The following is a 21,188-nucleotide window of genomic DNA, read 5'->3' as shown; positions in this document are numbered from 1 at the left end:
ATAACATTACAACCTGTGTATTCAGCCAACCGGAAGCGATGCGTGATGCCAACCCCTACCTCTGAATCCCTGCTCAGCCAGGCGGAAGCGATTTGCCAGCAGCGCAGCGTGCGTTTAACGCCGCAGCGGCTGGAAGTGCTGCGCCTGATGACGCTGCAACCCGGCGCCATCAGCGCCTATGACCTGCTGGATTTGCTTCGCGTCAGCGAGCCGCAGGCTAAGCCGCCAACGATCTATCGCGCGCTCGATTTTCTGCTGGAGCAGGGCTTTATTCACCGCGTCGAGTCCACTAACAGCTATGTCGTCTGCCACCATTTCCAGGAGCCAATGCACACGTCGGTGATGCTGATTTGCGATCGCTGCGGCGGCGTAACGGAGCAGCAGGCGGATGGCGCTGAGGAGATCTTACAGCGGGTCGCGCGCAACAGCCGCTTTAGCCTGCGTCACAGCGTGATTGAAGCCCACGGCCTGTGCAGTGGCTGTGAAAAGGTTGAGGCCTGTGATGACCGGGAGCACTGCGCGCACGACCATCAGCTGTCATCCGGTAAAAAGCGGGGGCGCTGATCGCTGTCCTGACGAAACGGTGCAGGGAAGCGCATCAAAGACGAAGGTGACCGGCGTGGCGGGCAGCATGCCGCATATAGATTCTGGGGAAAGGTCGTGGTGTGGAGAGGCCGTGCGCACATCCCTGTGCCATCGGTTAGCGCGGGTTACCAGCGGAAGTCTTTGTTACTCTCTTCCCAGTGTTTCACCTCGCGCTCGGCTTCATCTTTAGCGTAGCCGTAGCGTTCCTGAATTTTACCGACCAGCTGATCGCGCTTCCCTTCAATCACCGTGACATCGTCATCGGTCAGCTTGCCCCATTTCTCTTTGACAGTCCCTTTGAATTGCTTCCAGTTGCCTTCCAGTTTATCGCTATTCATGTCCGGACTCCTGTTCCATTGATGGGATGAGTCAGGCAGCCTGTTGCCGCCCTCATTTACTGAACTCACCCTAAATTGTAGCGGGTAATCCTGAGTTTTCCCGGCATGAACAGAATGTTAATCCAAAATAGTGAATTCTAAGACGATTCTGTATAACCTCAGGCGGCGGAGAACCAGCTGCCGCGCTGCTGGTGGCGGTGCCAAATCCAGCCCAGCGCCATCCCGCGCAGCAGCAAAAAGACCGTGACCGCCAGCCACAGCGCGTGATTTCCCAGCAGCGGCAGCGTCAGCAAGGTCAGGAAAAAGCCCAGCGCCGCCACCGCCATACTGTTACGCATATCGGCACCGCGCGTGGCGCCGATAAACATGCCGTCCAGCAAGTAGCACCAGACGCCGGCCAGCGGGATGATCACCTGCCAGATCAGATAGTGGCCGGCCAGCTCGCGCAGCGCCGGCAGCGAGGTCAGCATGGCAATGATCTGCGTACCGGCAATCAGCCAAAGCAGTGAAAAGGCCAGCGCCACGGCGCCCGCCTGGCGGCACGCCGCCCGCCATACCGCCCGCAACCGCCGCGCGTCGCGCGCGCCGACCGCCTCGCCGGAGCAGGCTTCTACCGCATAGGCAAATCCATCCAGCGCGTAAGCAGTGAAGGTCATGAACATCAGCAAAATGGCATTCGCGGCCACGACCTCGCTGCCAAGGCGCGCTCCCAGAACGGTGAGTGAGGCGAAGCAAAGCTGCAGCAGCAGCGAGCGCAGCAGGATATCGCGATTCAGGCGCAGCAAGCGCGACAGATCGCCGCGCCAGCCGCTGAGCATCACCGCCAGCGACAATCCGCGCCGCCGGCAGACGCGCCAGACCATGATGAGCCCCAACGCGAGGGTGACGTACTCGGCGCTGATGGTGGCCAGTGCCGCACCGCGCACGCCCATCCCCACGCCCATCACCAGCCAGATATCCAGCACGATATTCACCAGGTTACCGACCACCAGCAGGATCACCGGCGCCCTGGCGTACTGCACGCCCAGCAGCCAGCCCAGCAGCACCAGATTCATCAGCGTGGCCGGTGCGCCGAGCCAGCGGAGATGCATAAACTGCCGCGCCTGGGCCTGTACCGCCTCGCTGCCGCCGGTAATCTGCAGCGCCAGCTCGGTTAATGGCTGGCGCAGCAGTACCATCACCACGCCGGCCAGCAGCGCCAGAAGCATCGGCTGGATAAACGCCCGTCCCAGCCCCGGCTGATCCCCGGCGCCAAATGCCTGGGCGGTTAACCCGGTGGTGCTCATACGCAAAAACAGCAGCAGCATAAACAGAAAGGAGGTCGCCGTGGTACCAATCGCCACGCCGCCAAGGTAAACCGGGCTGTCGAGATGGCCAATCACCGCCGTATCCACGACGCCGAGCAGCGGAACGGTAATGTTGGACAGGATCATTGGCAGCGCCAGCCGCCAGAGGGACATATCGGTTGCGTTTAGCCGTCGCATTCCAGTATCCAGCTCAGGTGATGCCGCCATCGGCGAAGAGGTGTCCGGCGGGTCGGTCGCACATCCGCCGCCCGCGCCGGGCCGGAGGCTCCCGCGCGATCGGGCCGGCGCGAGGGGCGCCCCACGCCGTCCGCGGACGGTGCGGGGTTACAGCCAGTTGCCGTTGCGGATAACACCCACGGCCAGCCCTTCAATGGTCAGCGTCTGGCTGTTGAGATCCACCACGATCGGGGAGAATTCGCCGTTTTCCGGCAGCAGCTCGACGACGTCGCCCTGACGCTTCAGGCGCTTGACGGTCACCTCATCATCGATGCGCGCCACCACCACCTGACCGTTGCGTACGTCCTGCGTTTTGTGTACTGCCAGCAGGTCGCCATCCATGATGCCAATGTCTTTCATCGACATGCCGCTGACGCGCAGCAGAAAGTCGGCGCTGGGTTTAAACAGCGAAGCATCGACCTGATAGTGGCCTTCAATGTGTTGTTCTGCCAGCAGCGGTTCACCGGCAGCCACGCGCCCAATCAGCGGCAGCCCGCCGTCGTTGGCTTCTTCCATCATCAGACGAATGCCGCGCGAAGCGCCGGAGACGATCTCGATAACCCCTTTGCGCGCCAGTGCTTTCAGGTGTTCTTCCGCAGCGTTAGGCGAACGAAAGCCCAGCTGCTGGGCAATTTCGGCACGCGTTGGCGGCATACCGGTCGATGTGATGTGGTCGCGAATCAGATCGTAGACCTGTTGCTGCCTGCTCGTTAACGCTTTCATCCCGCCCCCTGGGTGTTTATACAGATGCCTGTGAGTATATACAGGTATTTGTGCGATGAAAACCGTAAATTGACCAAAAATTAGCAGTTTGCCCGCGATTTACCACGGCCAGAGCAGCGCTACCCATACGTACACCGCCAGCAACAGGGTGATCAGCACCGCCGCCGAGCCCATATCCTTGGCGCGCCCGGAGAGTTCGTGCCACTCGCCGCCAAAGCGATCGACCACGGCTTCTACTGCGCTGTTCAGCAGCTCAACCACCACCACCAGCACCACCGAACCAATCATCAGCACCCGGCTGAGGGTATCAATATCGAGCCAGCAGGCCACCAGAATGGCAATCGCGACGGCGATCAGCTCCTGACGAAAGGCGGCTTCGTGCCGCCAGGCGGCGCGCACGCCTTTCCACGAATAGCCCGCTGCTTTCACAATGCGCGTCAGGCCGGTGGCGTTATTTGCCATAATCAGGGAACCCTTTGATGTGAATGACGTCAATGCACGGTGGCCGCTTTCATGCGACACCACAGAAATCCGCAGCACTTTCTGTTATGCTGGCGGCGCTTTGCTAACAAGAGGCTTTATACTGTCTATGTCAGGTTGGCGTAAATTTTATTACAAATTACTGAACATCCCACTGAAATTTTTAGTGCGGAGTAAATCCATTCCCGGTGAACCGATTTCCGAACTGGGACTCGACTCCTCGCGCCCGATCATGTACGTGCTGCCTTACGATTCCAAAGCGGATCTGCTGGCGCTGCGCGCGCAGTGTTTACAGCACGATCTGCCGGACCCGCTGGTGCCGCTGGAGATCGACGGCGCGATGCTGCCGCGCTACGTGTTTATTCACGATGGCCCGCGCGTTTTCCCATACTACGTACCGAAGCTGGAGTCCGTGAAGCTGTTCCACGACTACCTGGATCTGCACCGCAGTAATCCGCAGCTGGATGTGCAAATGGTGCCGGTGGCGGTGATGTTTGGCCGCGCGCCGGGACGCGAAGTACAGGGTGAAGAGGGGACGCCGCAGCTGCGTCTGCTGAACGGCATCGAGAAATTTTTTGCGGTGCTGTGGCTCGGCCGCGACAGCTTTGTGCGTTTTTCGCAAACCGTCTCGCTGCGCCGCATGGCCACCGAACACGGCACGGATAAAACCATCGCGCAAAAGCTGGCTCGCGTCGCCAGCATGCACTTCGCCCGCCAGCGGCTGGCGGCAGTCGGCCCGCGCCTGCCGGCGCGGCAGGACCTGTTTACCCGCCTGCTGCAGTCGCGCGCCATCGCCAAAGCGGTAGAAGATGAAGCGCGCAGCAAGAAAATCTCTCATGAGAAAGCGCAGCAGAACGCTATCGAGATGATGGAAGAAGTGGCGGCCGACTTCTCCTATGAGGCCATTCGCCTGACCGATCGGGTGATGGGCTGGACCTGGAGTAAGCTGTATAAGGGCATTAACGTCAGCGGCGGCGAACGCGTGCGCCAGCTGGCGCAGGACGGACATGAAATTGTCTATGTTCCCTGCCACCGCAGCCACATGGACTATCTGCTGCTCTCCTATGTGCTCTATCACCAGGGGCTGGTGCCGCCGCACATCGCCGCCGGGATCAACTTAAACTTCTGGCCCGCCGGACCCATTTTTCGCCGGCTGGGCGCGTTCTTTATTCGCCGCACCTTTAAGGGGAATAAGCTCTATTCCACGGTCTTTCGCGAGTACCTGAGCGAACTGTTTGTGCGTGGCTATTCGGTGGAGTACTTCGTCGAAGGGGGGCGTTCGCGCACCGGTCGCCTGCTTGATCCGAAAACCGGCACGCTGTCGATGACCCTGCAGGCTATGCTGCGCGGGGTTAACCGCCCGATCACCCTCGTGCCGATCTATATCGGCTACGAGCACGTGATGGAAGTGGGAACTTACGCCAAAGAGCTGCGCGGCGCGACCAAGGAAAAAGAGAGCTTCCTGCAGATGGTGCGCGGTCTGAGCAAGCTGCGTCATTTGGGTCAGGGCTACGTTAACTTTGGCGAGCCGCTGTCGCTGAACAACTACCTGAGCCAGCACGTGCCGGACTGGCGCGATGCTATCGATCCGCTGGAGGCCTCGCGTCCGGCGTGGCTGACCCCAACGGTGAATGACATTGCCCAGCGGCTGATGGTGCGCATTAACAACGCCGGCGCGGCCAACGCGATGAACCTGTGCGTCACCGCGCTGCTGGCGTCGCGCCAGCGCTCGCTCACCCGCGAGCAGCTGACCGAACAGCTGGAGTGCTATCAGCAGCTGCTGCGCAACGTGCCCTACTCCCCCGATGCCACCGTTCCGGAGCAATCGGCCGACGCGCTGTTGCAGCACGCGCTGAGTATGAATAAGTTCGAAACCGAGCAGGACAATATTGGTGAGATAATCATTCTGCCGCGCGAGCAGGCGGTGCTGATGACCTACTACCGCAACAATATTCACCATATGCTGCTGCTGCCGTCGCTGATTGCCGCGATGGTGCAACAGCACCGCACCCTGCCGCGCGCCGAGCTGCTGCGTCAGATAAGCGTGCTTTATCCGATGCTGCAAAGCGAGCTGTTCCTGCGCTGGACGCTGGCGGAACTGCCGGCGGTGCTGGACGCGCTGATCGACGAGCTGACCCGTCAGGGACTGCTGGTCAGCGATGCGCAGCAGATCAGCACCGTGCCATCACGCTTTCGTACCCTGCAGCTGCTGGCGGCCGGCGTGCGTGAAACCCTGCAGCGCTACGCCATTACCTTTGCGATCCTCAGCGCCAACCCGGCGATTAACCGCGGAACGCTGGAGAAAGAGAGTCGCACGCTGGCCCAGCGCCTGTCGGTACTGCACGGTATTAATGCGCCGGAGTTCTTTGATAAGGCCGTATTCTCCACGCTGGTGCTGACGCTGCGTGATGAAGGTTATATCAGCGACAGCGGCGATGCGTCGGTGGAGCAGACGATGAAGGTGTATCAGCTGCTGGCCGATTTGATAACCCAGGAAGTGCGCCTGACGATTGAGAATGCCGTGGTGTTATAAGCCCACGGGGCCGGCATTGCCGGCCCCGTTATCCACGCCGGCTACTGCAGCAGCGACAGGGCTACGCCGGCAAACAGAATCAGCCCGGCCGCGTTGTTATTCATAAAGGCGCGGAAGCAGGCGTCGCGGTCCCGTCCGGCAATCAGCCACTGTTGATAAATAAACAGCCCCCCCGCCAGCAGCAGCCCCGCGTAGAAAACGCCGCCCAGCTGATGTATCCGCCCCACCGCCACCAGCAGCAGCAGCGTCGCCAGCTGCAGTAAGCCAATGATGGCCTTGTCGTAGCGACCAAACAGAATCGCCGTCGATTTTACGCCGATCTTCAGGTCATCATCGCGATCCACCATGGCATACTGCGTGTCGTACGCTACCGTCCAGCAAATATTGGCCAGAAACAGCAGCCAGCAGCTGAGCGGCAGCGCGCCGCTTACCGCCGCCCAGCCCATCGGAATTGCCCAACCGAAAGCCGCGCCCAGCACCACCTGCGGCAGGTGGGTGTAGCGCTTCATAAACGGATAACTCCAGGCCAGCGCCAGGCCAACAAACGACAGCGCAATCGTCAGCCCGTTCAGGGTCAACACCAGGCCAAATGCCACCAGCACCAGCGCGGCAAACAGCATTTTCGCCTCGCGGCGGCTGATTGCTCCGCTCGGCAACGGCCGCAGCCGGGTACGCTTCACGTGGCCATCGACCTTACGATCGGCATAGTCATTGATCACACAGCCGGCCGCGCGCATTACAAACACCCCGAGGGTAAATATTAACAGCGGCTGCAGCGGCGGGACGCCATCGGCGGCCAGCCACAGCGCCCAGTAAGTGGGCCACAGCAGCAGCAGTGTGCCAATCGGTTTATCAATACGCATCAGGCGGCAGCAGGCCTGGAATTTGCTCATGGGCGCGATCGAATCCACGTTATTCATCCTTAGTGCCGTACAGCGGCGAAGGGGGTAAAAACAGCTCGGTCAGCAGCAGCGGCTTACCGGACAGGCGCAAACGCGAACGCCGCCCCCACAGCGATCCGCTGCGCCCCGGTTCAATAAAATCCCGCGTCAGGGAGGAAGAGGCAAACAGATAACGTCCCAGCGGCCGGCTGCCCAGGTGCTGCAGCATCGCTTCCGGGCCGTTGAGGGTCGATTCCGGTACCACGGTGCGCCCCACCAGCCAGGGCTCACCGTCGCCGCACAGCAGAATCTCCCGTAACCAGTAGCGGTCGCTCGGCGGCAGCAGCGCCGCTTCTGCCGTCACTGCCGCCGGACTGACAAAGCCTTCCGCCAGCGACGTCACGGTGACGGCGCGGCAGTAGCGTTCAAAACGTTGGGTCATGGAGTCCTCCTCCAGCAACCAGTCTCGCACCGGGGGCGTGAGCGCCGGGGCGGAGTCCGGTAGCCACGCCAGCGCATACAGTTGCGCCAGCCGCGTATCCGACATGCGGTTTCTCCAGCAATCTTCTCAGGGAGCGACAGTGTAGCGCAGAGCCCCGGCAAGAACACGCAGCGGGGCAGAAAAGGCGGGAAAAAGGGGGCGTCAAGGCGACGCCCCATCCCGTGAGCAGATCGACAGTGCGGGGTTATCCCTTGCCTTTCACACTGCGGATACAGGTATCGCGCGCGGAGGCTGAGCCCGGACGCCCGGCCTCATTTACCAGCTTCAGGGCTTTATCGATGTCACCCTGCTTAACCGCCTGCCCGATGCCGCGGTTAAAACTGTTCGGTATCGCTGAGCATCGCCTCGCTGCCGGCCGCTGGCGTCTCGGGTGCCGCCGTCGGGACGGCTTCCGACCACAACCGGCGGCGATCGCCACGCTGATCTTCCTGCTGGTGGGTCGACTGGCGGTGCTGAACCTGAAGGCCACGCGGATGAAATTTGATGCAGGAGCCGATATGGCGGGGATAAACCGAGATCGCAGCGCTGGCAGCGGCGGCTGAGCCAGCTACTGCTGGCTTTTGTCGCACTGATTATGTACCCGCTGCTGATGGTGACCGCCATTTCGCTGCGCCCCGGCAACTACGCTATCGGCAGCCTGCTGCCGGAGAACCTCTCCTGGGATCGCTGGAAGCTGCCGCCGGGCATTGCGGTGGGGCAGGAAAACGCCAGCGCCACGCCGCCGCCGTTCCCGGTGCTGCTGTGGCTGTGGAACTCGGTAAAGGTCGCGGCCATCACCGCGCTGGGTATCGTCGCCCTCTCCACAACCTGCGCCTCCGCCTTTGCCCGCCTGCGCTTTCGCGGTAAGGCCAGCCTGCTGAAGGGGATGCTGATTTCCAGATGTTTCCGGCAGTGCTGTCGCTGGTCGCGCAGTATGCCCTGTTTGATCGCCTGGGGCAGTATGTCCCTTTTCTTGGCCTGAATACCCACGCCGGGCTGGTGTTTGCCTACCCCGGCGGCATCGCCCGGCACGTCTGGACCCTTAAGGGCTACTTTGAAACCATTGACGGTTCGCTGGAGGCCGGCGCCACGCTGTGGCAGGCGTTTCGTCTGATCCTGCTGCCGGTGCCGGTGCCGGTTCTGGCGGTGGTCTTTATTCTGTCGTTCATTGTCGCGGTAACCGAAGTGCCGGTAGCTTCACTGCTGCTGCGCGACGTCAACAGCTATACCCTGCCGGTGGGAATACAGCAGTATCTCAATCTGCAAAATTACCTGTGGGGCGACTTCGCCGCCGTCGCGATGCTGTCGGCCCTGCCAATGACGCTGGTATTTCTGCCGGCGCAGCGCTGGCTGGTCAGCGGCCTGACGGCCGGCGGAGTGAAAGGATAAGCGAAATCGGTTTGCCTGTGTCTGTGTACCCGCTGTTGTTATCTGCTTTCCTGTTGCTTGCGGCCCATCGGGCCGCTTTTTTTACTCACGCTTCAGCCGCTGGCTGTTAGCCAGCCACAGGGTGATTACCAGGATAAGGATCGCCCCGGAGTAGCACAGGGTATCAAACGGATCTTTATGATCGACGATAATTAGCCGAATGATCGCGGTGATCCCGATGTACACAAAGTAGCGCAGCGGAAAGTGATAGCCGGACTGAAAATACTTCACGATCAGCGCAATAAATTCAAAATACAAAAAGTAGATAACAATGCCTTCAATCAGCAGGTAGGACGACGCCGGTTCCCCACCGTTGAGCATCACGTTCGCCAGGTGCAGGGTCTCTTTACCGAGAAACATCACCAGAATGATGGCCAGTATTAATAATCCTGCATTGAGAATCCACTGCAGTCCTCTTGCGATATGCACGCCGGTCATAATCCGTTCCTCTTCTTCTCATCGTGTGATGCCAGGCGCTGCTGGCAATCACACTATGCTGCAGCGTGATACAGATCACAATATGGCACCTTCCCGCGGGCAAAAAAAATCTCCGCCGGCGCGGGGTTGTGTTAACGGATTGTCTGGTAATGCCAGTGATGGTGCCCTTTCCTACGGCGAAAGCATCTGCTCCTTGCCAAAGCGTTTCCCTCATAAATCATTCGATGCATTTTTTTAACAAGAAGGGTGGCTTTGTTGAACAAGCGGGACTCAGCGTGAGCGTCTCTGTCGTTGTCCGGGTTTTCAGGCGATGCGCACGCTGTCTGGCATACCTGCCTTCGTCATGGTATTCGGCGCACGCACCAGGGCCAACGCTTCTGCAACCTGTCCATCGTCATCCCGCAGCTCAGTGAACCACCAACCAACGGTTTTACCCGGTACATCGCCGCTTCCGCTATCGAGCGGCGGTTATCCTCCGTTGGCCATTGTCACCGGGCAGGCCTCACGCTCAAACGCTGATTCGCCACCGCACGGTCGCAGGTGGCGTACTCTCCGGGCCGGTAATCCACGCCTTTTCGCGGAGGCACGCGGCCCTGATTTTCTGATGCTGCCGCTCATCGTGACATCGCCGGATGTCATCAGCCCCCTCCGCCGCGGCTGGCCTGACTTTACTGTGGGTATGCCGGATAAGACCGGGAAAGCTACGGCGTCCGTGACGCGGCTCAGCGACAGGCCTGCGCAGATGATCTCGTGCGTTTTTGCCATCAACCGCAAGAGGCAGCTTGCGCCAGATACGACGACGCTCTTTACCGTGTTTTTTGACGTTCCATTCGCTTCACCAAAAACCTTTAGCCTGATGGAATTCATCATCCGATGCGCGATTCCGTCCCGGTGGCGGCTTTGAAACTGGCATTAACCGGCCTGGCCCGCTAACAGACGCTGGTACCGGCCGGATAGCGCAACGGCCCCTCCATCCGGGCAAAAGACGCTGGTCGTCCCGCTGCCGTTTTCTGGTGTACCCACCACGGGGGCATTAGCAAGTATTGCCTGTGTGTTTGCTTTGTATACAAATACGCGCGAGAATCCACAGGAAGGATATGAAAAAAAGGATGTTTGATGCTCAGACTCTACACGCTGTGGGAACTCGAGCGGGAGCTGCCTCCCGATGAATTCCAGCACATACTGACCCCCGATGTAGCACTGGAAAAAGCCGCATTCACTTATGACCTGGACTACCGGAATTACACCTCACCTCCGGTCAATGAAGCCCCCAATCTGCTGCCACACCCGAAGGATAAGCCCTATATCCGCTCAGGGTACGATCCTGTTTATGATGACCTTGAAATCAACCTGATGGAGGGCTGGATAATCGGGCTGGATAGCGATGAACACTGGGACGATACCGTAAGCCGCTGGCGAACGGATTTTTGACGGCGTGGATCCGTTTTGCTGGGTGGTCAGTGATTTTCAGCGGGCTTACAGGCTTGCTATCAATAACCAGAACGGCAGGAAACCCGCAGCCACAGAGAAATTCCGCCCATCAGGTGAGCCAGTGCAACATGCCCAGGTGGCAAAAACCATCAACAGCAAAGCGGCAGGCAGACTGCTGGCGGCTGGCGGCTGGCGGTATCTACAATGGCAATATCGAAGGATTTCATGAAACCGCACAGCAGCTCGGCGGCGATGCGCCAGCGGGTTATGATCAAATCATGGACAACAAGGGATTGCTCATCGCAGGGGTATCTGTCGCGGCAGGACTTACCTTAGGCAGATTAGGTTCTGTCGGTGAAATAGATGAACTTTCAGTCTTATCAAAAATACCGAAATCATCGCCTTCTGAATTTGTTCATTTCGAAACCAAACAACTACAGAAAAAATTCAAGCACGCTGTAGATTTCAACGTCCCAGGAAATTCAAACCCAGAAGGTCTAAATGCCTTCGAGCAAGCACTAAAAGATCACATTGATGATCCGCTAACACAGCAAATCACAGGAAAGTACCGATGGAATCAGGACGTGTATCACTACTACAATCCTGAAACTAATATTGATGTAATGACCAAGATAGATGGTAACTTCATTTCTGGATGGAAACTGTCTGAAACTCAAATGTCCGATTTAATAGGTGGCGGCAATGTCTTTTAATACAAACGAACTATCTCTTTTGGCTCTGATTGACTCATTTGTTTCTGGCGCGATAACCGCACAAGAATTTGAGAACCAATACACAATATCATGGCGAAAACACAGAGACTCTGACGACTCAAAATCCCCGAATAAAGACACACAGCGCTACTTTGACTCTGTGTTCTCTGCGGTGGATGCTTACTGCTCAGACCCCAGCTTGATCGATGATGAGGACCTTGATGATCAAGGCCTGTTAGAGATGGTTCTGAGCCTAAAAACCATTTGGCAAAAGTCCGTCCTCACTTAGACCAATTAAACATAACGCCCGGTCAATGAAGCCCCCAATCTGCTGCCACACCCGAAGGATAAGCCCTATATCCGCTCAGGGTACTATCCTGTTTATGATGACCTTGAAATCAACCTGATGGAGGGCTGGATAGCGATGAACACTGGGACGATACCGTAAGCCGCTGGCGAACGGATTTTTGACGGCGTGGATCCGTTTTGCTGGGTGGTCAGTGATTTTCAGCGGGCTTACAGGCTTGCTATCAATAACCAGAACGGCAGGAAACCCGTAGCCACAGAGAAATTCCGCCCATCAGGTGAGCCAGTGCAACATGCCCAGGTGGCAAAAACCATCAACAGCAAAGCGGCAGGCAGACTGCTGGCGGCTGGCGGTATCTACAATGGCAATATCGAAGGATTTCGGCAGACTGCCGAGCAGTTGGGCGGTGATGCTATTAAGGGGTACGACGGGGTTCTTAACGAAACCACATCCGGGATGCTGGTAGCAGCAGCTTCACTGCTGGTTACACGTAACCCGATGGCGGCAGAGGAATTGACAAGCTATCTGGGCAAATACAAGAATGCGCACGTTCTGCTTGACGATGTGAATGTATCGGAGCTGAACTATGTTCGTTGTGACCGAGCTGGATATGCCGCACTCCGTGGAGAGTTTAGCCGTTCTGTTCGCCCGAACTTCCTCAAATCACTTTCCGATCATCCAGACGCACTATCAACGTTTGATTCCAATAACCTGCCGCGTCTGGCTGATGGTAAGGTGCCGCCCGGCTGGCAGGTTCACCACAAGATCCCCCTCGATGACAGTGGCACAAACGCCATGGATAATCTGATATTGATCCAAAACTCGCCATATCACTCCGCGCTATCAAAGACACAGGCGATAATCACCAAAGACCTCCCATACAACGCCAGCACTAAAGTTTTATGGCCTTCGCCGAACGGCGTAATTTACCCAGTAGGGAAGTAAACACGCTATGAACGACACAAATCAGATGATTGGCATCCTCAAGACACTGATGGTTTCCGATAACTATCCGATAGCCAGCCCTGTAGTACCTGACACCATGGCAGACTTAATGCGCAAGCCTGCGCCAACAGAATGGGATAAAACGAAACGCGGCGTTTTCGCGGATATTCAGCGCCTGGTATTAAAACGCCAGGATTACGTCAATATGCTCAAAATCATGGATGGGCTTGAATACAATGGACTCACTCTGTACGGAATGACGCAGACGGAGAATGGCGAGCCAGCATGGTCAAATATCTACATTCGGAACATTTATACACGCGACAACGATATCTACGTAGATCCAAACCTCACCAACAAACTGGTGATTGGTGAAGATGGCATGTCCGTGTTCGTGTACAGCCCCAAAGATGACTGTTTTCAGATCCGCGATAAAGCATCAACTGATTACGTCATTGAGACACACGCCACTTTTGGCGATTTATTAGCGTCCGTTATCGATACGGTAAAATAGCACTCTCGCTGTATTTACACCATAACACCCGGTCTTATCAGCCCCGCTGAAACGCGCTCAGGACGCTCTGAGCGCGAAGACGATGCCCCCTCCCCCCACCTTGCACCCGAAAAAACCGCAAAACGACGCAGATGAGTTCTGAGGCCATCAATGACTATGCACCGGAGTGCATGACGCTCAGTTTGAGGCAAAAGTCACCGCGTAAGCCCTGTTTCTCCCGGAGTACGGTTTCCGAACCCGGAATTTCCGTCAGCGAAAAACGGTAACCCGGTGGCCAATTTATTGCGTAGCCGCGAAGCGTTGGACAAGCGCAGCGCGTCAGAAAATGACGTCAGTTTGCGGCGTTCGCCCTATCCTGCATCGCTGCATCCGCGGTGCCATTTACCAGCAGATCGCGAATCCTGCCTTTCACGTCGAATAAAAAAACTCCGTGCACACGAAATAAATACTGACGGGACAGGATGTGTTTTTGCAGTACCGCCATGCGGATGGCAGCACCAAAAACGGCCTGCGCGGCGGGGTTGACCTTAGCGGGTTTCGGGGCGCAGCCCTGAACCCGTTACGTAGCGATAGCAGAATGTATACTGGCTTACTCATGTCAGCACCGTACCCGTTTGGGTTGATGAGGACTGTGCTACAGGTGCGCGGGAGGATGATTCTGAACGTCTGCCTGACCACGGGTCTGCCTGTGTTGTCAGGGGATGCGTGCTCGGATCCTGCAACTCAGCAAGAGTTCGATTTATTCAACAAGGCCACCCGACGCCCCAAACATGCCCCGCCCATTATCAAGGCGCTGATAGATGCTGGCACAGGGCAGGGTCGCGATCTGCGCGCTGCTGAGCGTCACGTCGTCGGGACCCGCAGCGCCAGTTTTAACGCCCCTCCCATCGCCTGGAGTACAGGCCAGCAATCGCCGCATCACAGACAACAGAAGAAGGTGGCGCAACGGCGTATTCCCCTGTGCGGTCTGGTGATGCGGACTTAACGCGCCTCAGCGGCCCGAGCGGCTGGTGGTGATGGTGGGGGTACCGGTATTCGAACCGTCACCGCCGCCGGGCCCTCAGCCACCGGCCCGGGCAGCGATAATGTGAGTAAGCAAGCGTACAATCATCTGTGTTAAAGATGATAAAAGAGGTTAACCGGAAAATAGCGCAGCAAGCTGACGGCGGAATTTTCGGATTACTGTTGTCCCTGAATCCGCGCCGGATTGCGCATTTTCAGCGTATGCAGTAACGGGCGAAGCAGGACCGGAGAGCAAAAAAAAACCGCCACGCAGGGTGGCGGTCTGAACGACGCTGGCTGGGGATCAGGCTTCGATCGCCACCCGCAGCTTTTTCATCGCGTTCTTTTCCAGCTGGCGCACGCGTTCGGCGGAGACGCCATACTGATCGGCCAGCTCCTGCAGCGTGGTCTTGTTGTCATCATCCAACCAGCGGGCACGAATGATGTGCTGGCTGCGCTCGTCCAGCGACTTCATGGCATCGCCGAGCTTGTCCGCAGCGTGATGCTCCCAGTTATCCTCTTCAATGCCGTCGGCAAAGTCAGACGTTTTATCCTGCAGGTAGAGCACCGGCGCCATCGGTTTACCTTCACCGGCTTCATCATCCGGATTCATATCGAAGGTCATGTCCTGGGCGGCCATGCGTGACTCCATCTCGCGCACGTCTTTGCTGGTGACGCCCAGCTCGCGCGCAACCATCTCGACCTCGTCCTGATTGAACCAGCCGAGACGCTGCTTAGATTTACGCAGATTAAAGAACAGCTTACGCTGCGCTTTGGTGGTCGCCACCTTCACGATACGCCAGTTGCGCAGCACGTATTCGTGAATTTCCGCTTTGATCCAGTGCACGGCAAACGAGACCAGACGCACGCCGACTTCCGGGTTGAAGCGGCGTACCGCCTTCATCAGGCCAATGTTGCCTTCCTGAATCAGATCCGCCTGCGGCAGCCCGTAACCGGAATAGTTACGCGCTACGTGAATAACAAAGCGCAGGTGAGACAGGATCAGCGTTTTTGCTGCATCCAGATCGCCCTGGTAATGCAGCCGTTCAGCCAGTGCTTTCTCCTCTTCCGCCGACAGAACCGGGCGGGCGTTGGCGGCACGGATGTAGGCATCCAGATTACCAACCGGAGCGACAGCTAAAGCATGCATTTCGTTAGTCATTCAATTCCTCTCAAATTTGCCGTTATTGCTTGTACGACGCCTTCGCATAACCAACCAGACTACGTGAATTCACGGAATAATTGAAGCAATGCGTGCTACTTCGACTGCAAAGTTATCCACAGGTTCATTTTTTATGTGAATAATTTGCGCACAAGCGTGACCCGGGGGAACGTCGATCGGGGAGCACTTCCCCTGCTGCGCGTTACCCGACAGCAGAGGAAGAGTATAACAAAAAACGTGTACGGGGGTTACTGGGGCGTAAAACGACGTAAATGTTGCGAGGTCGCCAGCCACGCCGCCACCCAGCCAATCATTGCCGCCAGCAGCAGCAGCAGCAGGGACTCGTCCCAGCCGAGGCCGTGCAGCGCGAACGTGGTACCAAATACCGAAGCCACCTGCGCCACCACCGACTCCAGCCGCATCACCAGCACCTCAGAGAGGATCAGCGACAACAGCGCCCCGGCGAAACCCAGCAGCGCCCCGCCGTACAGGAACGGGCGCAGAATAAAGCCGTCAGTGGCACCAATCAGCTTCTGGACGTTAATGGTGTCACGTCGGGCAAAGATGCTCAGCCGCACGCTGTTGCCAATCACCAGGAACACGGCGACCACCATCAGCACGCCAATCATTGCCGCCACCTGCCCCACCAGCCCGGTTAGCGCCGCCAGCCGGGCAAACCAGCTGTCGTCCATGCGCACTTCGTCGACTCCCGGCACCTTCGCCACGCGATCGCGCAGGCTCTGCAGCGTGTCGGCGCTCTGAAAGTTCAGCTTCGGCGTGATGATCGCCACCGCCGGTAGCGGATTCTGCTCCAGCATATCCAGCGCGCCGCCAAAGCCTGACCAGTTACGGAACTCCCCCATCGCCTCTTCCCGCGACAGGTAATTGACCTTATCCACCCCGTCCTGCTGCTTAAGCTGCGCCACGGCATTTTCAGCCGCGCCGTCATCCAGCGTTTTGGAAAGATACACCGTCAGCTGCGGCGCCGGATACCACTGATCGGCCGCCTGACTGACGTTTTTCCACACCATGTAGCAGACGCTGGGCAGCGTCAGGGAAATGGCGATCACCATGACCGTCAGCAGGGTAGCCAGCGGCTGCCGCCACATATCGGACAGGGTGCCACGCCAGGCATAGCGCCACTGTTCCTGCCAGCCGCCCTTCAGGGCCTTGCGCTTTGACGGCACGCTCTGTTTTGCCGCCGGACGCGGATTGCGCTTATTCGCCATGCTGCCCTCCGTGCATCCGCCCCTGCGCCAGCGTCAGGGTGCGATAGTGACGACTGGTGACCAGCGCCATGTCGTGAGTCGCCATCAGTACGGTGACGCCGACGCGGTTGAATTCTTCAAACAGCCGCAGAATATCGCGCGACAGCGCATCATCCAGGTTACCCGTTGGCTCATCCGCCAGCAGCACCGCGGGTTTATTGACCACTGCGCGGGCGATACCCACGCGCTGCTGCTCACCGCCGGACAGCTGGATGGGAAAGCTTTTCGCTTTGTCCAGCAGACCGACTTTATCCAGCGCCGCCGAGACCCGGCGGCGAATATCCTCACCGCTGGCGCCGGAGATGATCAGCGGAATCGCCACGTTGTCATAGACCGAACGATCCATCAGCAGGTGGTGATCCTGAAAAATCATCCCGATCTGGCGCCGCAGAAACGGCACCTCACGGTTTTTGAGCCGGCTGATATCGTGCCCGCCAAACGAAATTTTACCGGCGCTGGGGCGCTCAATGCCGCAAATCAGCTTGAGCAGGGTACTTTTACCGGCACCGGAGTGGCCGGTCAGGAACGCCATTTCTCCCGGGCGCAGATGAAAGTCGACCCCCTGTAGCGCCTGACGCCCGCCCAGATAGGCCTTACTGACTGCTTCAAAGCGAATCATCCTGTTTTAATCCTCTCGGGCAAAAAGTGCCTCAATGAAATCGTCTGCTTTAAACGGACGTAAATCCTCAATTCCTTCGCCCACGCCGATGTAGCGGATAGGAATGCCAAACTGGTCAGCAATCGAGAAGATCACCCCGCCTTTCGCCGTACCGTCCAGCTTGGTCAGCGCAATGCCGCTCAGGCCGACCGCTTCGTTAAACAGTTTGGCCTGGCTGATGGCATTTTGTCCGGTGCTGGCATCCAGCGTCAGCATCACCTCATGCGGCGCATGCTCATCAATCTTCTTCATCACGCGAACGATTTTCTTCAGCTCTTCCATCAGATGCGCTTTATTCTGCAGACGTCCGGCGGTATCGGCGATCAGTACGTCAACGCCGCGCGCCTGAGCAGCCTGCAGGGCATCGTAAATCACAGAGGCCGAGTCCGCACCGGTGTGCTGAGCGACGACCGGAATATGATTACGCTGCCCCCATACCTGCAGCTGTTCAACCGCCGCGGCGCGGAAGGTGTCGCCGGCAGCGAGCATCACGCTCTTGCCTTCGGACTGATACTGCCGCGCCAGTTTGCCGATGGTGGTCGTTTTCCCCACGCCGTTGACGCCCACCATCAAAATCACAAATGGCGTTTTTGCGGTCACGTCCAGCGGCGCATCCACCTTCGCGAGAATGGCGGACATCTCCGCTTTCAACAGGCCATACAGGGCTTCCGCATCGCGCAACTGCTTGCGGTTTGCCTGCTGGGTCAGGTGCGTGATGATACGACGGGTGGTCTCTACACCAACGTCGGCGATCAGCAGCTGCTCTTCCAGCTCATCAAACAGATCGTCGTCAATTTTCTTGCCGCGGAACAGGCCGATAAACCCGGACCCGAGGTTTTGCCGGGTTTTCACCAGGCTGCGCTTCAGACGGGCGAAAAACCCCTCTTTGGTCGGGCGCGTTTGCTCCCGCGCCGGCGGCGCGTCATCGGCGCTCGCCGCTTCCACCTCCTCCTGCTCCGGAGCGGGATCCGCCAGCGTGACCGGCGCCGGCGCTACCGCTTCGGCAGCGTGGGCCGGTCCCTGCCCGGATTCTCGCTCTGGCACGGGCTCCGGTTGCGGCGTTGCCGCTGGAACGGGCTCTGGCGTCGGTTCAGGGGCGCGCGCCGGCCTGGACTCTGTCACGGGCTCCGGCTGCAGGGTTGGCGCCGGAACGGGCTCTGGCTTGGGGACCGGCTGCGGCATTGGCGCCGGAACGGGCTCTGGCGTCGGTTCAGGGGGGCGCGCCGGCCTGGACTCTGGCACGGGCTCCGGCTGCAGGGTTGGCGCCGGAACGGGCTCTGGCTTGGGGACCGGCTGCGGCATTGGCGCCGGAACGGGCTCTGGCGTCGGTTCAGGCGCGCGCGCCGGCCTGGACTCTGGCACGGGGACCGGCTGCGGCGTTGGCGCCGGAACGGGCTCTGGCGTCGGTTCAGGGGCGCGCGCCGGCCTGGACTCTGGCACGGGCTCCGGCTGCGGGGTTGGCGCCGGAGCGGGCTCTGGCTCTGGCTCTGGCTCTGGCGGCAGATTCAATTCGGGTACCGACGGCGCCACCGGCGCAGCGTCGGCTTGCGTCTCCGGCTGATGCGGCAGCGCGGCGTCAGTCTGCCCGGCGTCGCGGGCAACGGCGGGCTCCCCGGCAGGCGAGGGGTGTCCGGCGGGCGTGGCGGCATCGTCTGGGGCATCCTGCGCCTCTTCCGGCGGCGCTATCGTTTCCTTGCTCACTTCCTGCTTTTCTGGCTGATCCCCTTTGCCAAAGCCAAGCCAGGAAAAAAAGCCCCGTTTTTTATCTTTTGCCATTGCGTAACACCACTCCTCGCGGGGAGAACCGAATCGGTTCCTAAAGAAAAATCACGTCGATTATTAAGCACATTAGTCTAACACTTTCTCTGTTGCGCATCACAGCACCCTTTTTTACCGTTTCCAGCGCCGCTTTCGCCCGTTAAACTACGCAACAAATTATGACGAGTTGTGAGCATCATGACGAAAAAAAACCGCAGCGGCGGCAGCGGCGAGATCCGCATCATTGGCGGCCAGTGGCGCGGCCGCAAACTGCCGGTGCCCGACAGCGCCGGCCTGCGTCCGACCACCGACCGCGTGCGTGAGACGCTGTTTAACTGGCTGGCCCCCTGGATACAGGATGCCCGCTGCCTTGACTGTTTTGCCGGCAGCGGTGCGCTGGGTCTGGAAGCGCTGTCGCGCTACGCCGGCCCAACGACCCTGCTTGAACTGGCGCGGCCGGTGGCCCAGCAGCTGTCACGTAATCTGGAGACCCTGCGCGCCCGCGGGGCCCGCGTGCTGCAAACCGACGCACTGACCTTCCTCGCCCAGGCCGGTGAGCCGTACGACGTGGTGTTTGTCGATCCCCCTTTCCGCCAGGGGCTGCTAGGCGAAACGCTGGCGCGGCTGGAACAGCGCGGCTGGCTGAGCGAAGACGCCCTGATTTATGTTGAAAGCGAGGTCGAAAACGGCCTTCCGCCGGTGCCCGCCCATTGGCGATTGCACCGGGAAAAAATTGCCGGGCAGGTCGCCTGTCGCCTCTATTTGCGCCATCCCCAATCCGAACAGGAGTCTGCTCATGTTGCTTAATCTCGGTCGTCTGCTGATGCTCTGCGTCTGGGGGTTTTTGGTTGTTAATGTGATCCATCCGTGGCCGGCGCCGCTGAAATATTTCCTGCACGTTGCGCTGTTTTTTATGGTGGTGATGCACGGATTACAGCTGACCCTGCTTAAAGCCACTCAGCCGAAAGAGGGGCCGACGCTGAGCGGCGCGGATCAGACCAAAATCTTCCTGTTTGGCGTATTTGAGCTGCTGGCGTGGCAGAAAAAGCAGCCGCCGATCAAAAGAAAGTAAGTGAATACTCACATTCATTACTGCCCCTCCACCGGCTAACTTTATGGCGTTTTTGCTGCAAGCCTGAGGCGCTTAACGCCGACCGCCATCGGGTGCGTGAGGGACCGCTTGCCGCCGTCCCTCACGCGGAGCCGGAACAGGCTGATTGTCACTCCAACGCGCCTTCACCTACACTTGCCAGAGTTCCACGCCGCGGCGGCGGCGCGCAATCGTGCGGTCCCCTCACTGACTTTTTCGTTTTGGGCGGAGCACGCTACCGCGCCGGCGCGCCCACTCATTGAAGAAATCCGTTAATCAGGGAGTGCATTATGTTGTGGTCTTTTCTGGCCGTCGTGTTTTCCGGCTGGCTGTATGTTGATGCCGCGTATCGTGGCCCCCAGTGGCAACGCTGGCTGTTTAAACCGCTGACCCTGCTGCTGCTGCTCGGGCTGGCCTGGCAGGCGCCGATGTTTAGCCTGATGGGCTGGCTGGTTGTCGCCGGTCTGGTGGCGACGCTGCTGGGTGACGCGCTGCTGCTGCTGTCACCGACGCGCACGCTTTGGGCGATTGGCGCATTTTTTCTCTCCAGTCTGTTGTATACCGCCTACTTCGTCGGCGGGGCTCCCTTCGCGCCGCACTGGCCGGTGGCGATTGCACTGGCCATCGTCGCGGGGCTGGTACTGGCCATCATCTGGACGCGTCTGGAGACGCTGAAATGGGCGGTGGCCGCCTTTGTCGTGATGCTGGTGGTCATGGCCTGGCTGGCGTTTGAACGCTACCTGACCCTGCCGAACGATTTTAGCTTCGCCCTGATGGTGGGCACGACGCTGCTGCTTGTCGCGCACATTCTCTGGCTGATTTCGCACTTTCGCCGACGCTTCACCGCCGACCGCGCAATCATCGCCGCCGGGTACTTTATCGGCCACTTTATGGTCGTACGCACGCTGTTTTACTGAATCGACAAGACGC

Annotated in this window: 22 protein-coding genes and 4 pseudogenes; 13 read left to right on the top strand and 13 right to left on the bottom strand. The window is 58.9% G+C overall.

What is annotated here, in order from left to right; genetic code table 11:
* Positions 1–45: 45 nt before the first annotated feature.
* Positions 46–564, top strand: coding sequence for a zinc uptake transcriptional repressor Zur (gene zur / locus BS626_RS13345; protein ID WP_075182888.1), 519 nt, complete (start codon positions 46–48; stop codon positions 562–564).
* Between the two features lie 146 nt (positions 565–710).
* Here zur and BS626_RS13340 read toward each other — a convergent pair whose 3' ends face one another.
* The 4 genes from BS626_RS13340 to BS626_RS13325 all read right to left on the bottom strand — a co-directional run bounded on the left by BS626_RS13340 (position 711) and on the right by BS626_RS13325 (position 3,631).
* Positions 711–923, bottom strand: coding sequence for a CsbD family protein (locus tag BS626_RS13340; RefSeq protein WP_075182887.1), 213 nt, complete (start codon positions 921–923; stop codon positions 711–713).
* Between the two features lie 158 nt (positions 924–1,081).
* Positions 1,082–2,407, bottom strand: coding sequence for an MATE family efflux transporter DinF (dinF, locus tag BS626_RS13335; RefSeq protein ID WP_075182886.1), 1,326 nt, complete (start codon positions 2,405–2,407; stop codon positions 1,082–1,084).
* Between the two features lie 147 nt (positions 2,408–2,554).
* Positions 2,555–3,169, bottom strand: a complete 615-nt coding sequence (gene lexA / locus BS626_RS13330; protein WP_075182885.1) for a transcriptional repressor LexA — start codon at positions 3,167–3,169, stop codon at positions 2,555–2,557.
* 99 nt (positions 3,170–3,268) lie between these two features.
* Positions 3,269–3,631 carry a diacylglycerol kinase gene (locus BS626_RS13325; protein WP_075182884.1) on the bottom strand — a complete coding sequence of 121 codons (363 nt, stop codon included), beginning with the start codon at positions 3,629–3,631 and terminating at the stop codon, positions 3,269–3,271.
* 127 nt (positions 3,632–3,758) lie between these two features.
* On the opposite strand from BS626_RS13325, the gene plsB reads away from it, so the two are divergent.
* Entirely contained in the window at positions 3,759–6,182 is a 2,424-nt protein-coding gene (gene plsB / locus BS626_RS13320; RefSeq protein WP_075182883.1) for a glycerol-3-phosphate 1-O-acyltransferase PlsB, read from the top strand.
* A 41-nt stretch (positions 6,183–6,223) separates the two neighbouring features.
* Here the strand turns inward: plsB and ubiA are convergent, their stop codons facing one another.
* The 3 genes and pseudogenes from ubiA to BS626_RS18885 all read right to left on the bottom strand — a co-directional run.
* On the bottom strand, positions 6,224–7,075 hold the full coding sequence (ubiA, locus tag BS626_RS13315; RefSeq protein ID WP_240494317.1) for a 4-hydroxybenzoate octaprenyltransferase: 852 nt from the start codon (positions 7,073–7,075) through the stop codon (positions 6,224–6,226).
* A 19-nt stretch (positions 7,076–7,094) separates the two neighbouring features.
* Positions 7,095–7,610, bottom strand: a complete 516-nt coding sequence (gene ubiC / locus BS626_RS13310; RefSeq protein ID WP_075182881.1) for a chorismate lyase — start codon at positions 7,608–7,610, stop codon at positions 7,095–7,097.
* A 139-nt stretch (positions 7,611–7,749) separates the two neighbouring features.
* A pseudogene (locus BS626_RS18885) lies at positions 7,750–7,954 on the bottom strand (maltose operon protein MalM); the annotation flags it as partial.
* A gap of 15 nt (positions 7,955–7,969) precedes the next feature.
* Between BS626_RS18885 and BS626_RS18880 the strand changes: the two are divergent.
* Positions 7,970–8,107 (top strand): annotated as a pseudogene (locus BS626_RS18880) (hypothetical protein); the annotation flags it as partial.
* A gap of 32 nt (positions 8,108–8,139) precedes the next feature.
* Positions 8,140–8,933: pseudogene (malG, locus tag BS626_RS18685) on the top strand (maltose ABC transporter permease MalG).
* An 81-nt stretch (positions 8,934–9,014) separates the two neighbouring features.
* Here the strand turns inward: malG and psiE are convergent.
* On the bottom strand, positions 9,015–9,410 hold the full coding sequence (gene psiE, locus BS626_RS13295; protein WP_075182880.1) for a phosphate-starvation-inducible protein PsiE: 396 nt from the start codon (positions 9,408–9,410) through the stop codon (positions 9,015–9,017).
* Positions 9,411–9,713: 303 nt separating this feature from the next.
* Positions 9,714–10,393 (bottom strand): annotated as a pseudogene (locus BS626_RS18875) (transposase); the annotation flags it as partial.
* Between the two features lie 133 nt (positions 10,394–10,526).
* On the opposite strand from BS626_RS18875, the gene BS626_RS13285 reads away from it, so the two are divergent.
* The 6 genes from BS626_RS13285 (at position 10,527) to BS626_RS18390 (ending at position 14,305) form a co-directional block, all read left to right on the top strand.
* Positions 10,527–10,841, top strand: coding sequence for a hypothetical protein (locus BS626_RS13285; protein ID WP_075182879.1), 315 nt, complete (start codon positions 10,527–10,529; stop codon positions 10,839–10,841).
* Positions 10,838–11,554, top strand: a complete 717-nt coding sequence (locus tag BS626_RS19085; protein WP_371328502.1) for a colicin D domain-containing protein — start codon at positions 10,838–10,840, stop codon at positions 11,552–11,554. The genes BS626_RS13285 and BS626_RS19085 overlap by 4 nt, the downstream gene beginning before the upstream one ends.
* Positions 11,544–11,843 (top strand): colicin immunity domain-containing protein, encoded by a 300-nt coding sequence (locus tag BS626_RS19080; RefSeq protein ID WP_139308834.1) that lies wholly within the window; start codon positions 11,544–11,546, stop codon positions 11,841–11,843. The genes BS626_RS19085 and BS626_RS19080 overlap by 11 nt, the downstream gene beginning before the upstream one ends.
* A gap of 186 nt (positions 11,844–12,029) precedes the next feature.
* Complete coding sequence (locus tag BS626_RS13265) at positions 12,030–12,806, top strand: HNH endonuclease signature motif containing protein (RefSeq protein WP_240494313.1); 777 nt, start codon at positions 12,030–12,032, stop codon at positions 12,804–12,806.
* 7 nt (positions 12,807–12,813) lie between these two features.
* Positions 12,814–13,320, top strand: a complete 507-nt coding sequence (locus BS626_RS13260) for a YrhA family protein (protein ID WP_075182876.1) — start codon at positions 12,814–12,816, stop codon at positions 13,318–13,320.
* A 652-nt stretch (positions 13,321–13,972) separates the two neighbouring features.
* Entirely contained in the window at positions 13,973–14,305 is a 333-nt protein-coding gene (locus BS626_RS18390; RefSeq protein WP_139308833.1) for a hypothetical protein, read from the top strand.
* Between the two features lie 321 nt (positions 14,306–14,626).
* Here BS626_RS18390 and rpoH read toward each other — a convergent pair whose 3' ends face one another.
* The 4 genes from rpoH to ftsY all read right to left on the bottom strand — a co-directional run bounded on the left by rpoH (position 14,627) and on the right by ftsY (position 19,186).
* The gene (gene rpoH / locus BS626_RS13250) at positions 14,627–15,484 is read right to left on the bottom strand and encodes an RNA polymerase sigma factor RpoH (protein ID WP_075182874.1); all 858 of its coding nucleotides are present in this window, start codon (positions 15,482–15,484) and stop codon (positions 14,627–14,629) included.
* Positions 15,485–15,732: 248 nt separating this feature from the next.
* A complete protein-coding gene (gene ftsX / locus BS626_RS13245; protein WP_075182873.1) occupies positions 15,733–16,713 on the bottom strand; it encodes a permease-like cell division protein FtsX in 981 nt (326 codons plus the stop codon).
* The gene (gene ftsE / locus BS626_RS13240) at positions 16,703–17,371 is read right to left on the bottom strand and encodes a cell division ATP-binding protein FtsE (protein ID WP_075182872.1); all 669 of its coding nucleotides are present in this window, start codon (positions 17,369–17,371) and stop codon (positions 16,703–16,705) included. Before ftsE ends, ftsX begins: the two co-directional genes overlap by 11 nt.
* Positions 17,372–17,377: 6 nt before the next feature.
* Complete coding sequence (ftsY, locus tag BS626_RS13235; protein WP_075182871.1) at positions 17,378–19,186, bottom strand: signal recognition particle-docking protein FtsY; 1,809 nt, start codon at positions 19,184–19,186, stop codon at positions 17,378–17,380.
* A gap of 180 nt (positions 19,187–19,366) precedes the next feature.
* On the opposite strand from ftsY, the gene rsmD reads away from it, so the two are divergent.
* From rsmD to BS626_RS13220, 3 genes are all read left to right on the top strand, one after another.
* Complete coding sequence (gene rsmD / locus BS626_RS13230) at positions 19,367–19,975, top strand: 16S rRNA (guanine(966)-N(2))-methyltransferase (protein WP_075182870.1); 609 nt, start codon at positions 19,367–19,369, stop codon at positions 19,973–19,975.
* Positions 19,965–20,240 carry a DUF1145 family protein gene (locus BS626_RS13225; protein ID WP_075182869.1) on the top strand — a complete coding sequence of 92 codons (276 nt, stop codon included), beginning with the start codon at positions 19,965–19,967 and terminating at the stop codon, positions 20,238–20,240. Before rsmD ends, BS626_RS13225 begins: the two co-directional genes overlap by 11 nt.
* A gap of 308 nt (positions 20,241–20,548) precedes the next feature.
* Entirely contained in the window at positions 20,549–21,175 is a 627-nt protein-coding gene (locus BS626_RS13220; protein ID WP_075182868.1) for a lysoplasmalogenase, read from the top strand.
* Positions 21,176–21,188: the final 13 nt, after the last annotated feature.

It is taken from the genome of Pantoea sp. 1.19 (assembly GCF_001922585.1).
Taxonomy (GTDB): Bacteria; Pseudomonadota; Gammaproteobacteria; order Enterobacterales; family Enterobacteriaceae; genus 1-19.
Note: the sequence above shows the minus strand (reverse complement) of the source record. Positions and strands in the feature narration are given on the sequence as shown.